Source organism: Vibrio harveyi NBRC 15634 = ATCC 14126 = KCTC 12724, assembly GCF_001591145.1.
Taxonomy (GTDB): domain Bacteria; phylum Pseudomonadota; class Gammaproteobacteria; order Enterobacterales; family Vibrionaceae; genus Vibrio; species Vibrio harveyi.
The window spans coordinates 51,307-64,946 of the sequence record NZ_BCUF01000018.1 but is presented as its reverse complement, the minus strand read 5'-3'; the positions used below and the strand labels follow the sequence as shown (position 1 = coordinate 64,946).

Sequence of the window (13,640 nt, the reverse complement as noted above, 5' to 3'; positions counted from 1 at the left end):
CTCGTTTTGGTGCTTTTTCCTTATGAGAAAGCAGTGATTTTTCCGTGACGATAATTGAATCTCATAAGCTAAAAGTAACCTATCTTCCGCTTACATTGAGATCGCCACGATTTATGAAGTGACTTATGAAATTACCTTCTTTGCTTGTTGCTGCATCTTGCTTGTTTACCGGAGTCGCGAATGCGGATTCCATTTCTCTTCCTATTTGGAAAGAGAAAGCAGAGGCGCTTGGCTACAATTTGCCAAAACCTTTTGGTTTAAACCTCAGCTATATGAGTATGGAACAAGGCATCAATGTCGACTCTATCGCTTTAAAAGGCTTGGGCGGGATTGAAAAACTAGTCGATATGCAAGCAGAACCAGGTAAACAAGCCACCGATGTAATGACATTGCGTGCTGATGTCTGGCTATTTCCTTTCTTAAACGTTTATGGCTTGATCGGCACGCTCGACGGCTATTCAGAAACGGATGTAAACGTCAAAGTTAAGTTGCCGTTTGTGAAACCACAACGTATTGAGAACTTTCGTCTAGACCTTGACGGTTACACCAAAGGTCTTGGCTTTGTACTTGCCGGCGGCTACGACCAATGGTTCGCACTGGTCGATGCAAGTTACACTCAAACCAATTTAACCGTTATTGACGGTTCAATTGATGCGCTTGTTGTATCTCCTCGTGTTGGTTACGACTTCCATCAAAATGGCGTGCCAATTCGATTTTGGGTTGGTGCTATGTATCAAGATGTCGAACAAGAACTCTCTGGTTCACTCAAAGATCTTGGACTACCACAATCTTTAGGTGGCGTAATCCCATCAGGCGCGCGTTTTGAAGTAAAACAGCGTTTAGAATCTGAATGGAACACCATCGCAGGCATGCAATACCAAATTAATGAAGATTGGTACCTTTTGGGTGAAGCCGGTTTTGGAGATCGTCAAAGCATCTTCTTCTCTTTAGACCGTCGTTTCTAGGGTAACGAGAAGATGAAAACCTCTTATAGTCTTGCGCTCACCGCGCTGCTTAGTTCGTCATCTGCTTTTGCTATGCAGCAAGACGAAAGTAGCTTAATGGATGACATCCTGACCAAGCTTGGTTCAAGTGAGACCGTGGATGAATCTAAGTTAATCGACTGGGGCGTATTACCAGGTCCTTTTGTTAACCCAGAACAAGGGTTTGGTATTGGCGTTGCCGCAGTGGGGTTGTACACGCCTTATGACTGGCAAAAAGGCGATCCTTACTCGACCGTCACCGTTACTTCTTATGGTTCAACCTCAGGTTCTTACGGCTTGGGGTTAAACAATCGCACCTATTTAAAAAATGACAAAGTCCGTCTTTTAGGTGAGGCATGGATAAGCCATACCCCCGGTTACTATTGGGGTATTGGCAGCCAAGCCGCAGAAAACGAGAACAACAAAGTGCAGTATGAAGGGCAACGTTTACAGTTGAGCCCAAAAATCGCCGTTGAAGTCGCACCAAATACTTACGCCAAACTTGGCTGGCAATGGCAGTCATTCAGTAAGGTCGACGGTGTCGATGGCGATATTCTCCCTTCAGAAGTTGCCGATGCCACCAGCAGTGGTGTCTTAGTTGGAATGGAATACGACACGCGTGATTTCGAACCGAACCCAATGCGTGGACAGTTTCTCGATATTGAATGGATAGCGAACCGAGATTCACTCGGTAGTGATGAAGACTACGACAACCTCGTTGCTAACTATCGTGTTTACCAACAATGGTCTGACACTACGATTATCGCAATGGAGGTATATTCACAATCGATTTTCGGTGACGCTCCTTGGTTTGATTACGCCCAGTTAGGTGATGACCAGCGTATGCGTGGCTACTACCAAGGGCAATATCGCGATAAACACCAGCTTTCTACACAAGTAGAGATTCGCCATACCATTGCAGGTCGTCATGGTGTGGTTGGGTGGCTAGGTGCCGGTAATATCGCACCGACTTATCACGACCTCTTTAAAAGTAGCTGGTTACCTACTGTCGGGGTTGGTTATCGATTTGCCTTTAAGGCACGTATTAACGTGCGCGTCGATTTGGGCGTCGGCAAAGACAGCACTGGTTTTTATTTCCAAATTAATGAAGCATTCTAGGAGTAGGGTTTGAAGAAAGCAGCACTATTACTACTGAGCCTTTGTAGTGGACTCGTCCACGCGCAAGAACTGAAAGCACCGGTTGGCGTAAGACCGTGCTGTGCATTTGGTGTCGATCTCAAAGCGCAACTAGGAAGCGTGCCTGTTCCATTCTTTTCTCTTGAGAATGTCTTATCCAGCAACGAAGTGGGTACTCACCACTATAACGATGGCAGTGAGTCTGTCTCTGGTAGCCTGCTAGGTCTGAATGAAGAAGCTAACGGCATTATCTTTACCGAACTAGGCGGGTTTATTGATACTGCCCACGTCCGTGATACCGCAGATTACACCTATTATTTATTCACCCTAAATCAACATTATCTCGGTCGCGCAGCGCATCTGGACTTGCCTGAAGAACTTCGTGTTCGTCGTATTCGTTGGTATGAACAAAAAGAGAAGCTTAGCGAAGAAGAGAAGCTAGATCGCAGTGCTCAAGCAGCAGCGCTAACCGCGTTTCGACTGGCTCAATGGCATGAAATAGCTCAGTGGTTCGGTATGGTGTCCGTTAGCGGATTTAAAGAGCTGGCATCTGCCTTTTCATCCGAAGACCTCTACTCCAACATGCTCGGCGCAAAATTAGCCAAGCAAGTATTACTGGACAACCCCGAGCTCGATCAAAAAGGCTTTTCTAGAGCCATGGACAGCGCTTTCAAACAAGCTTTAAAGGATTTAAAAGCTCAATCGAAAGCGATAACGAAACAGAAAATCCAGCAACTCGATGGTGATTGGTGGGATAGCTCGCGACGCTTACCTGATAAATGGGTAGTTCGATTCCGAGATTACCATATGGCACTGAACTTAACGCCCAACTACTCTGGTGCAAACCATGAGCTTTCGTTATCCGCGACCTTTGCCGATCAACAACCAATTGACCAGTGGATGAGTGTAGAGTTTAGAGCAAGCGACAATGAGAAAGCCTTCTCAGCACTGCCTAAGTCTCTGACCTCAAAATCAATTTGGACACCTACAGATTATCAACAGATTTCAAATTTTGCTCGTACCATCGATAACCAAACCCGCCCTCCATTGAAATAACACCGCAATAAACAACTGAATAAAAGATGCCTAGTTATGCACTTGGCATCTTGCCCTCTACTTGTATGCAAACAGTTTTCTACCAATCAAGAATGTAAGAATTCATTTCTATCGGTTGTAAATTCGATAAATTTGTTAATTAACAAACTTTTCAACCAGCCTTTTAGTTGCCATTTAGTTAATATTCTATTTTTTAAAGTGACTAACTTCACATCTATCGACCATTCAGAGGATTATTCTTTCGTATTTTCACACTCCGCTGCTAATCTGCACGCCGCCTTGAAGTGAACTCAAGGTGCATAACTATAAGGAGTGTTCTCATGAATACCAAGAAACCGATGTCGCTCACCAGCCGCGTAATTTTGGGTATGGTAGCGGGTATCTTGACAGGATTTGCAATTCGCACACTTTTTGCCGACAACGGATTTGTCGACGCATACATTGTTAATGGATTATTCGAAGTTGGTGGACAGATCTTCGTTGCCAGCTTAAAAATGCTTGTTGTACCGCTAGTATTTGTTTCGCTAGTTTGTGGTACCAGCTCTCTAAAAGACCTATCTACATTGGGTCGCATGGGTGGTAAAACCCTTGCTTTCTACGTAGCAACAACCGCTATCGCAATCACACTTGCTCTAACCATGGGTACGCTATTCCAGCCGGGTGCTGGTGCAGATCTAACCGCAGCAAGTTCATTCAAATCAGCAGAAGCGCCATCTTTGGGTCAAGTGATCATTGATATGTTCCCAACCAACCCAATCAGCGCAATGGCAGAAGGTAAAACCCTGCAAGTTATCGTGTTCGCCGTCCTATTCGGTATCGCGATCAGTGCAGCAGGTAAGCCAGGCGAGCGTATCGCAGCATTCTTCTCTGATCTGAATGAAGTAATCATGAAATTGGTTGCGATTCTGATGAACCTTGCGCCTTACGGTGTGTTCTTCCTAATGGCGAAGCTGTTTACAGGTCTTGGTCTAAGCGCAATCTTCAACCTTGCTGAATACTTCGTTGTACTAGCAGGTACGCTATTGCTGCATGGTCTTGTGACTTACAGCTTGATGCTAAAAGGCTTCACTGGTCTAAACCCAATTACGTTCCTACGTAAGATGGAAGACGCAATCATGTTTGCTTTCTCTACAGCATCATCAAACGCGACCATTCCAGTGACAATGGAAACGGCTAAGCACCGTATGGGTGTTGAGAACCGCGTATCATCGTTCACAGTGCCGCTAGGTGCAACCGTGAACATGGACGGCACGGCGATCATGCAAGGTGTAGCGACAGCCTTCATCGCGCAGGCATTCAACATCGACCTAACTATGGGTGACTACCTAATGGTTATCATGACGGCAACATTGGCGTCTATCGGTACCGCAGGTGTTCCTGGTGTTGGTCTAGTAATGCTAGCAATGGTATTGAACCAAGTAGGTCTGCCACTAGAGGGCATTGCACTTATCATGGGTGTTGACCGTCTACTTGATATGATTCGTACCGCAGTAAACATCACCGGTGACAGCGCAGTGACTATCATTGTTGCTAAATCAGAAGGCGCACTGGATGAAGCTCGCTTCAACGATCCAAAAGCTGGGGTCGCCGAAGAAGAAGTGCATCTGAAACGCGCGGAAGCTTAAACCCTTCCAAACTCAATTATCCTGTCTAAGCAAAAACCACCTTATTCTGAGGTGGTTTTTTATTTCCAATAAACCCGAAATCAAAAAGGTTTAGATACAATTCTCGTCCCCCGAGGTTGTTTCAATTACTAATCGGTAAGTAGTTAGATTCTATATTAGTTCATCTAGAGGGTTAAGATAACTGGTCTATGTTTATCACTTTGAAAATGATATATGGGACATTTTCATCATATAGAGATACAAATTCCATTATCAAATTAAAGATCAAAACCAAATCGCGATAGATAGTAGTCTGATAATTAAGTTGGTACTAAGATACACACATCATAATTTCATGTTTAAAAATAGTCTTTTTTTATTCATTTTCTCATTTCCAATACTTGCATTAGGTTTCAAAGAAAGTATGTTCGATTTTTTTAAGAAATTTAAATATACGTTAAGCCCAGAGATAAAAGGTACTTTAGTTCTTGATCAAAGACCTCTAGAAAATGTAACGGTTTACTTAGAAGCTAATTTTTTAAAGAATAATTACAAAAGGAGTTCAAGTACTAATGAGTTCGGTGAATTTCACTTTAAACCAGTCATACATTCTCAAAGGTTCAAAGAATCAGCTTTGAATCAAACATATTCATATATCGGAATATATACCTATATAAATGAAGAAAAGAAATATATTTGGGAGTCTCAGTTAAACTACGTTTCACCACCTATATTTATAGAGGACAACTTAAGTAATCTTTACTGTGAGCTTGAAGATACCGAGTTTCGATACTTTTTCAAGAATATAAACCTAGATAATGCTCGAGATCTAATGGTTATTAGCAACTGCAATTTAAATGGATTTTTATATAAAACAGAGTTTACGGAGGATACATAATGCCGTCTTTAACACCAAAACTTGCGTCAGAGATCGCGAACATACCGTATGGAGTATATCAGGGGCAAGGGAGACTAGCGTTTAAGGGACAAGGAGGTTTTGAAAAACACTTTGTATTTTCGCAGCAAGATGTTTTTAGTGGCCGAACTGGAGGTATCTCAGGATTAGATCGTATACCATTGTTTAGAAAAGTGGTACCTGGTGTAATGAGAACATCTGAAGCGTTTGCGGTAATTGGTATTGGGAAAGGAAAATATAAGGGAGATTTAGTAATTTCCATTAGAGGGACGCAAAACGCTAATGATTGGGTAACCAACCTAAATGTCGGTCTTAAAGGCTCTCCAAATGGCTCTATCGCTCATGCTGGATTTATTAATTCATTTTCAAGTATCAAACCAAGCATAAAACAATATTTACAGCAATGCCAAATTTTACCTAACCGTATTCATTGTGTTGGGCATAGCTTAGGAGGAGCTCTGGCTTCATTATGTTCTGATTGGCTGAGAGAAGAATATTCATTACGAGTGAATTTATATACTTTTGGCGCACCTAGAGTTGGTTTAGAACAATATTCCCGTAAATCTAGTAAAAGCAACGACAAAGTATACCGCTGTACTCACGGCGCAGATCCTGTACCTAAAGTACCTGTCTGGCCATTTATTCATGCTCCATATAATGGCGATGAGTACCGCTTAGACGCTAGTTCTGGCTTTAATTTAAATGCTCATAGTATGTCTAGCGAAACAAGTTTAGGGTATTTAGATAATGCTAACTCCGAAACGTGGGGAGCAATAAAAGTCAGATCTAACAAGTACTTGTATACACCTACTAGATTTAAGTTTGAACACAGAAACCAAGCATCATTTACAGAGTATTGGTCAGAAAGAATTCAAGCAGCGTTGATAACCTTATTAAAAGATACTGGCTTGTTTTCAGCAATAGCAGCCCAAGCCACAGTATCTACTGGAATGACATTTTATGATATACTCGCCAGAAATATAGAAAAAGTAGCTAAAGCTTCTACAGTAAGAGAATCACAAGTCAAAGGGCTGTTAGGCCATATGCTAGTGTTTATTGGAAAATCAGTAACAGCAATTGAAGATATGTCTGCAAAGTTTATTAGAAATGTTTTTCTTATGGTATTTGGAAAACTTTATCGAGCAGCACAAATGGCTATTAGTGCTGTACAATAAAACTTAATCTGACATCAAACTCAGCTTTTCTCTCGCTTGTTCTTCATGCTCGTCGGTGATGGCATTGCCGACCGAGTTCGCCGCTAGGGTAAGTGCAGCCATGTCATCGGTAAAGCCGACACCTGCTAGTACGTCTGGTACCATATCTGTTGGCAGGACGAAATAAGCCAGTGCGCCACCTAAGATAGCTTTGTGGCGAACAGAGGTATTGGAATCTGCCATCGCAAGCCATGATTTGATGCCCATAACAGCAATCTCTTCGCCTGCTTTCTTGACGGAATTTTTCATTTTACGCCAGAAGGTTTTCTCATCTGGTGCTTGCATCGTTTGGTCTAAGACGTCATCGGACGCCGAATTTACAGACATGCTTGTGGTCATCGTGCCTCCTAAACTTATGACTGTGGCATAGATATTAAGACGATGAACCTGAACGTAGGATTAATAGCGAGTAATGATAATGAAGAAAGGAAGCCAATTGGCTAGATAAAAAAATCCCCAAACCGAAGTCCGGGGATTATTGCCTTGGAAACAAAAAGTTTTGAAACCAAAAGCTTTGGGAACCAAGCTTTAGAAGCAGAATGCCTTATTGAGCAATCTTCTCCAGTACACGCATCAGCATTTTGATACGTGGTTCGATAGACTCAAGTAACAAGTACTCTTGATCGCTGTGGAAGCCTGCACCGATAGGTCCTAGACCATCCAAAGTTGGAACACCAAGAATCGCCGTGTTGTTTGCGTCAGAGCCACCACCCACTTCTTTCCAGTTGATGTCGATCGCCAGTTCACTTGCGGCTTCTTCAACTAATGTCATTAAGCTTTCTGTTTGTGGGCTTGGCACCATAGAAGGCTTATAAGCTTCACGAACCAACTCAATGCTCACGCCATCAACGAATGGTGTTTCCAGCATGCCATTTAGCTTGCTATCGACATCATCGTATTCTTCGTTGCTCCAGAAACGCACATCCACGATCGCTTCAGCATGTTCCGGAACTATGTTCGCACCGTTACCACCAGAGACAATACCGACGTTCAACGTGGTACCAGATTCAAAGTTGGTCATTGCATTGACAGCCAAAATCCAATTCGCCATCTCAGTGATTGCGCTGCGACCGTTTTCTGGCTCGTTACCTGCGTGAGCAGCAACGCCATTAAAGGTCATTTTGTAGCGAGCCATGCCTTTGCGCGCTTTCACTAAACCGCCGTCTGCACGTGCCGCTTCTGCAACCAGAACATTCTTTGCGTTTTTCGCAACTGATTGAATCCAATCCACAGAATCCAAAGAGCCAGTCTCTTCATCTGGGTTCATGCAGATAGCGATAGATAACTTATCCAACACCGCTTGGTCTAGATTGCGCATCGCGTATACGATGTTAAGCAAACCAGATTTCATGTCAGACACACCTGGACCGTAGGCTTTCTCTGCATCTTGAGACATTGGACGAAGCTCAGCGGTACCCACGGGGAACACGGTATCCATATGACCAATCAGCATCACATCGATTTGCTCAGCTTCCGGCTTATTTCGAACTTCAAGACCAACACCGGCTCTGCCACAGTCGATGCGTTTTATGCTCCAACCTGACATCGCTTGGTACTTCTCTTCAAATTGAGAAGCGATGAACTCGATACCATCAGTAGTGTAAGTGCCACAATCCACATTGATTAGCGGACGTAGCTCTTCTAGATATTCATTTAGAGAGAATTGCATGACTCACTCCTAGACAAACAGATTCATCACTAGCATTGCGCCAAATGCATTCAATACTGAGATTGCAATCATAACTGGGATGTAACGACCTTCAGTACCAATTGGACCCATGATACGACCCATGTACTGAACTTGAGAGCCCATTAGGTAGATAGCAGGCGCAAGAATCGCAATGTGCGTGCCGTTCAGGATGCCTTGGTCAAACAGCGTGATCACTACGCCAACCGCACCGCCCATCGACATCCAAGCCCCGATCAATACCGCTGCTGCTTCACCCGGAAGACCAAACACTGCCATGATTGGAGAGAACACAGTGCCCATCAGATCCAGCGCACCAGTGATTTGCAGCGCTTTGATGATAACGAACGCCATTAATACGTTAGGAACCGTAGAGGTAGTCGCAATTACCCAACCTTTCTTAGCACCTTCGACGAAGATATCCGTCACCATTGGTTTTTTCGCTTTAACGTCACCCATTATGCCGTCTCCTCTTTTAGGTTCTCTGATTTGTTTTGGTCTTGCTTGTCTTCTTTACCTTCCGTCATGTTTAGGTAGATACGGAACAGGTTCGCACCAATGATCTTAAACGCGAACATCACCACAACCGCCAAACCAATAGAAGAAGTTACTGCTAGAGAGCCGTCTGCCATCGTCAACGTGAACAATACCGCACCCGATGAGAAGAAGTTCACGATGGTTGCACCCGCAGTGAACTGGAACATGGTAAATACGTCCGTTTCACGCTTAGTTAGGTGACCTTCATCTTTTAGTTGACGCGTCATAGCCGCACCTGCATCGGTACTTTGTAGAGAAGCAATCAGAGCCAGACCAGAGTTACCAGGGATGCCCATTAGAGGACGTAGAAGAGGAGTAAGAAGCTTACGAGCGGCTTCAAGTGCACCGTAGTGCTCAAGTACGTTGATCATACCTAACGCGAACATAACGGTTGGAATCAAAGTAAGCGCAAAAATGAAACCGTCACGAGCACCGCTACCACCAGTACCACGGAAAGATGTGGTCGCAGCTTGTACCGCGCCATCTGCACCTTCCGTCACGCCGTAAGCGACTTTACCGAAAGAACCATTAAGCGTTGTAAAGTCGAATACACCGTACCATTCGTTGGATTGCATCAGACCAGAAAAGAACACAACCGCAAACGCGAGTGCAATGTAGCACCCGATCGTCACCTTGCGTTCAGCATGAACAGGGCTTGTCATAAATTCACCTATATATGTGGAACAGAACGCATAGATGATCCCCTGAACGACGTGCTAGAGAGATGATCAAAATCAATCCATTTACCGAACAGTCATGCTGCTTAGTTATGAAGTTTTATTTTATGATTTGAATCACATTTAAAAGATAATAAATATTTATGACCAAGATAAGGTAGATTTATCTGAGAATCAGCTAGTTCAATCCATTAACAAAGCAAGTTAAAGTTTGGAACAAGTTTGCTATTAGCCACATTCTCGACGTGCTTCATGATTTGTTGCTTATTTAAGATTTCTTGACCGAAAACTAACAAATTTTCTGTGCAATTTAATTTAGGGTGGTGCGGTCATTACTTAGAGACTTACTCAGGGTTTGCCTTTTGCTTCGATCACAATCCAACATCGCTCGATGGACACTCGCCCTTGTGGCTTGGGTTGTCGTGATCTGTTTAAGTAAAAATGCAGGTCTCTTTCAATCTTGTCCTCTCATTGGCGATCAAGTGACGACTGAGCATGCCACTGGGCAACAGCAAAAGAGCGAAAAAGGACTGACTAAGCAGTGTGAGCTGTCTGAAAAGCTGATTCAGGTTTCACAAAACCATCTCGACAGCTTCATTGTTCCCTTATTCCTATTTGCGTTCATCTTGCTGTCTATCAGTGGCAGCGAGCGCAATGCTTTCCGCCATCATACTGAACCGATACCCGACAAATATCGGGTGCACCTCAAGCTATGTGTGTTTAGAGAATAAAACCCGATTGCTATTCATCCCCAAATCAATTGTTTTATTTTTAATCACTTCGCGACAAAAACCGCGAAGAAAAAGAGTTTTAGGAAATATCATGAAATTCACACGCACACTATTAACTGTGGCTATCGCGCTGGTACCTCTATTTTCACACGCAGCAGAAAAAACGTCAGAAGAGAAGCTACAAGAAATTACTCAACTACTGAAAGAAAACCCGCAGATCCTCAATTCACTGCATCAAAACCTGCAAGACTACGTCGCTTATCAAAAGACGTTTAACGCGACTTTGGATGAAGCGCGCGCCTATCTTAACGATGGCAAGCACTCTTACTTCGGTGCAGAGAACCCTGAACTGACGATCATCAACGTGACCGATTACAGCTGTCCTTTCTGTAAACGTCTTGAAGGTGAGTTAGTGAAGGTAGAGAAAGAATACCCACAGGTAAAAGTGCTGAACATGACGGTATCGTTCAAAGAACAGTACGAGAAGAACGGTTACAACTCGGCAAGTTACGCATTGAACGTTTGGCAGAACCAACATGACAAGTACAAAGAAGTGCACGACTTGTTGGTGAAGAAGCCGGGTCCACACGATGCAAGTTCACTACAAAAAATCGCTAAGAAGACCGGCACAGAAGCGCAGCTTGTCGACGACAAAGAGACCAAAGCATTGTTGGATAAAAACTACGAGTACTTCACTCGCCTAGGTCTACGTGGTACACCAGCGATCATCATAAATGACCAAGTCATTCCGGGTTATGTACCTTTCGAAGAGCTTGAGAAAGTCATCGACCAAGAGCTAAAGAAATAAATAGCGGTTGATGCCGATAGCTATTGAAGTAGCTAAGTGAGCACCGAAAATAACAAAGCCCTTCCCTGAGAACTCAAGGAAGGGCTTTTTCTATCTAGGCTTAAAACGAAGTTCTAACTACTTGTCACGTCCCACAAACGCGACAACGACTTTGTCATTGCCAAGCGAGCGAGAGAACACGTACGCGCCTTCTTGTTCAATCACTTGATGCTGACCCGCACCAATCGCTGGATGCGCTTTACGGAACTGACCAAGGGTTTGCCAATGTTTGAGCAGCGCTTGCTTCTCATCAGATAGCTTCCACACCATGTCAGAGCGTGTGCCTTGGTGGAAATCATCCGCGTAAGGACCAATGTTACGACCCACTTCGTCACCGTAGTAAACCTGAACAGCACCAGGGCTTAAAAGCAGTGCATTCGCGGCGTTACGCTGCATGCCGTAATCTTTAAAGCGAGAGAAGAACAACTCAGTATCGTGAGAAGACATGTAACTCACTGGGTTGAAGTCTTTCTCATTGGCGATAGTATCTGCATAGCTTTGGTAGGTGTCTGCCATTTGGCTGAAACACGCCGCGCCTTTATCTAATTTCTTCTGCATGTCGAAGTTAATCAACGCATCAAAGCCATCGTCAAAGTAAGGGCTGCGATAAGCGGTATGCCCCCATACTTCACCCATCATCCAAAATGGCAGACCCGATTTTCCGTTCTCTTTGCGCCACTGCTCTAGACTGCTTGATGCTTCTTCTTTCAAGCGCTTCCACACATCACCTTCAACGTGCTTCACCGTATCAACACGGTAACCATCAATACCAAAGCGTTTCACCCAATCAGTTTGCCACTCAATCAAGTAATCGGAAACGGTGTAATTGTCACGCGCTTCTACACGTGTGCCGGGGTTATCCAATAGCCATTGCGCTGGCTTCACGGCTTTGTCTGATTCAGTGATAAAGTCAGGTAAACCCGCCAATGACATAGTGATATCGCTGCTGCCCGGAGCAGGGTAGCCCGGCAAACCGGTTCTTACCCAATCACCGCCCCACCATTTCGCCCAGTTTGGACTCTGGTAATCAATATTCTGGTGGTAGCTATGCCAATTTTCGCCCGCTTTTGGTTGCCAATCCCCCCACTTCTTCGGTAGGTCAGCGTTTGGCTTTAACACCTCAATACCGTCAAATTGCAAATCGGCTAACGTTGAGTAGCCAGTGTGGTTGATTACCGCGTCCATCAAGACTTTGAGACCACGCTTATGCGCCTCTTCCACCAGCACTTTAAGGTCATCTTCGTTACCAAAGTTCTCATCAATCTTGGTGAAATCACGCGTCCAGTAACCGTGGTAAGCATAGAACGGGAATGAGCCGCTATCGCCGCCGCCCACAAAGCCGTGTACTTGCTCAACGATTGGCGATAACCAAATCGCATCTGTACCTAGGCTCTTGATGTAATCCAGTTTCTCGATCACGCCTTTTAGATCACCGCCGTGGAAGGTACCGATCTCTTCTTTGCCGTCTTTCTTGCGCCCATAGCTATTGTCATTGCTCGTATCGGCGTTGTTGAAACGGTCGACCATCACGAAGTAAATGTTGGCATTACGATAATCAAACGGCACTGCTTCTTTGGTTTTCTTCACTGGCTCTAGTAGCACCAAACCGCCGGAGTCTTTGCTTGGCGTCAGCGATACTTGCTGATCTTTTACTTCAACCATTTGCCCAGTGTAAGCATCACGCAACTTGGTGCCATCTGGGAAACTGTCACCTAACGCGATGGTGACTTCGCCACCTTGGTAAACCTCACATTGCACTTGTGGGATTGGGCGTTTGAATTCTGTCTTGGCAGCTTTCTTAGGTTCACGCTTGAAGCGCAGTGTTTTCGCTTCCGCATCAAAAGCGAAAGAGTAATCGCCAGTAAAACGGATTTTTAACGGCAATTCCGTTGGCTTTCCACAATTCAGCGCGATCGGTTTGTTGAATTTAACTTTCTGACCATCGGGCGCAACGCAATCGCCTTCAACGCCGGTGATTTTAAGCGTATAGCCGTCTTTGGTTAATGGCACAACCAAAGCCTGCTCTGCACTTAAAGGAAAGTCACGGCTGTTGGTCGTGGTAGATATGGTGATGTTTGGCTCGGCGATGGCACTTGCCGATGCAAGCAATAAGGTAGTCGTAATCAGATTCAGTTTCATCGTTCAGTCCATTGGTTGCGCATAGACGCAGTATTCGTGTTGTAGTTTTATTCACACTAATAGTAAATGGATGAAAAACTGAGCACATCATTCTATAAGGCTACGCCCTAAA

At 44.3% G+C, this 13,640-nt stretch carries 13 protein-coding genes; 8 read left to right on the top strand and 5 right to left on the bottom strand.

Annotated elements, in window-relative coordinates; all coding sequences use genetic code 11:
- Positions 1-125 precede the first annotated feature (125 nt).
- The 6 genes from VHA02S_RS11400 (at position 126) to VHA02S_RS11375 (ending at position 6,871) form a co-directional block, all read left to right on the top strand.
- Positions 126-965 carry a hypothetical protein gene (locus VHA02S_RS11400; protein ID WP_005447451.1) on the top strand — a complete coding sequence of 280 codons (840 nt, stop codon included), beginning with the start codon at positions 126-128 and terminating at the stop codon, positions 963-965.
- Positions 966-977: 12 nt separating this feature from the next.
- Positions 978-2,102, top strand: a complete 1,125-nt coding sequence (locus VHA02S_RS11395) for a BamA/TamA family outer membrane protein (RefSeq protein WP_009698019.1) — start codon at positions 978-980, stop codon at positions 2,100-2,102.
- 9 nt (positions 2,103-2,111) lie between these two features.
- Positions 2,112-3,176, top strand: coding sequence for a DUF4056 domain-containing protein (locus tag VHA02S_RS11390; protein ID WP_038898261.1), 1,065 nt, complete (start codon positions 2,112-2,114; stop codon positions 3,174-3,176).
- A gap of 320 nt (positions 3,177-3,496) precedes the next feature.
- On the top strand, positions 3,497-4,801 hold the full coding sequence (locus VHA02S_RS11385; RefSeq protein WP_005447448.1) for a dicarboxylate/amino acid:cation symporter: 1,305 nt from the start codon (positions 3,497-3,499) through the stop codon (positions 4,799-4,801).
- 334 nt (positions 4,802-5,135) lie between these two features.
- The gene (locus VHA02S_RS26530; protein ID WP_038898262.1) at positions 5,136-5,678 is read left to right on the top strand and encodes a DUF6795 domain-containing protein; all 543 of its coding nucleotides are present in this window, start codon (positions 5,136-5,138) and stop codon (positions 5,676-5,678) included.
- Positions 5,678-6,871: a lipase family protein gene (locus VHA02S_RS11375; protein WP_038898263.1), complete on the top strand. Its 1,194-nt coding sequence runs from the start codon at positions 5,678-5,680 to the stop codon at positions 6,869-6,871. The genes VHA02S_RS26530 and VHA02S_RS11375 overlap by 1 nt, the downstream gene beginning before the upstream one ends.
- A 3-nt stretch (positions 6,872-6,874) precedes the next feature.
- On the opposite strand, the gene VHA02S_RS11370 is transcribed toward VHA02S_RS11375, so the two are convergent.
- From VHA02S_RS11370 to VHA02S_RS11355, 4 genes are all read right to left on the bottom strand, one after another.
- On the bottom strand, positions 6,875-7,249 hold the full coding sequence (locus VHA02S_RS11370; protein WP_005447445.1) for a YkvA family protein: 375 nt from the start codon (positions 7,247-7,249) through the stop codon (positions 6,875-6,877).
- Positions 7,250-7,454: 205 nt separating this feature from the next.
- Entirely contained in the window at positions 7,455-8,579 is a 1,125-nt protein-coding gene (locus VHA02S_RS11365; protein ID WP_038898264.1) for a M20 family metallopeptidase, read from the bottom strand.
- Between the two features lie 9 nt (positions 8,580-8,588).
- Positions 8,589-9,056, bottom strand: coding sequence for a YjiG family protein (locus tag VHA02S_RS11360; protein ID WP_005374849.1), 468 nt, complete (start codon positions 9,054-9,056; stop codon positions 8,589-8,591).
- Positions 9,056-9,796 carry a nucleoside recognition domain-containing protein gene (locus tag VHA02S_RS11355; RefSeq protein WP_005437881.1) on the bottom strand — a complete coding sequence of 247 codons (741 nt, stop codon included), beginning with the start codon at positions 9,794-9,796 and terminating at the stop codon, positions 9,056-9,058. Before VHA02S_RS11355 ends, VHA02S_RS11360 begins: the two co-directional genes overlap by 1 nt.
- Before the next feature lie 422 nt (positions 9,797-10,218).
- Between VHA02S_RS11355 and VHA02S_RS11350 the strand changes: the two genes are divergently transcribed.
- Entirely contained in the window at positions 10,219-10,542 is a 324-nt protein-coding gene (locus tag VHA02S_RS11350) for a hypothetical protein (protein WP_038898265.1), read from the top strand.
- Between the two features lie 91 nt (positions 10,543-10,633).
- A complete protein-coding gene (locus tag VHA02S_RS11345; protein WP_038898267.1) occupies positions 10,634-11,350 on the top strand; it encodes a DsbA family protein in 717 nt (238 codons plus the stop codon).
- 117 nt (positions 11,351-11,467) lie between these two features.
- On the opposite strand, the gene VHA02S_RS11340 is transcribed toward VHA02S_RS11345, so the two are convergent.
- Complete coding sequence (locus VHA02S_RS11340) at positions 11,468-13,528, bottom strand: alpha-amylase (protein ID WP_038898268.1); 2,061 nt, start codon at positions 13,526-13,528, stop codon at positions 11,468-11,470.
- Positions 13,529-13,640 lie beyond the last annotated feature (112 nt).

Excerpts from the sequence above, each read along its gene's own strand:
- VHA02S_RS11400 (WP_005447451.1), top strand. The coding sequence starts at position 126 with ATGAAATTACCTTCTTTGCTTGTTGCTGCATCTTGCTTGTTTACCGGA.
- VHA02S_RS11395 (WP_009698019.1), top strand. The coding sequence starts at position 978 with ATGAAAACCTCTTATAGTCTTGCGCTCACCGCGCTGCTTAGTTCGTCA.
- VHA02S_RS11385 (WP_005447448.1), top strand. The coding sequence starts at position 3,497 with ATGAATACCAAGAAACCGATGTCGCTCACCAGCCGCGTAATTTTGGGT.
- VHA02S_RS26530 (WP_038898262.1), top strand. The coding sequence starts at position 5,136 with ATGTTTAAAAATAGTCTTTTTTTATTCATTTTCTCATTTCCAATACTT.
- VHA02S_RS11375 (WP_038898263.1), top strand. The coding sequence starts at position 5,678 with ATGCCGTCTTTAACACCAAAACTTGCGTCAGAGATCGCGAACATACCG.
- VHA02S_RS11370 (WP_005447445.1), bottom strand. The coding sequence starts at position 7,249 with ATGACCACAAGCATGTCTGTAAATTCGGCGTCCGATGACGTCTTAGAC.
- VHA02S_RS11365 (WP_038898264.1), bottom strand. The coding sequence starts at position 8,579 with ATGCAATTCTCTCTAAATGAATATCTAGAAGAGCTACGTCCGCTAATC.
- VHA02S_RS11360 (WP_005374849.1), bottom strand. The coding sequence starts at position 9,056 with ATGGGTGACGTTAAAGCGAAAAAACCAATGGTGACGGATATCTTCGTC.
- VHA02S_RS11355 (WP_005437881.1), bottom strand. The coding sequence starts at position 9,796 with ATGACAAGCCCTGTTCATGCTGAACGCAAGGTGACGATCGGGTGCTAC.
- VHA02S_RS11345 (WP_038898267.1), top strand. The coding sequence starts at position 10,634 with ATGAAATTCACACGCACACTATTAACTGTGGCTATCGCGCTGGTACCT.
- VHA02S_RS11340 (WP_038898268.1), bottom strand. The coding sequence starts at position 13,528 with ATGAAACTGAATCTGATTACGACTACCTTATTGCTTGCATCGGCAAGT.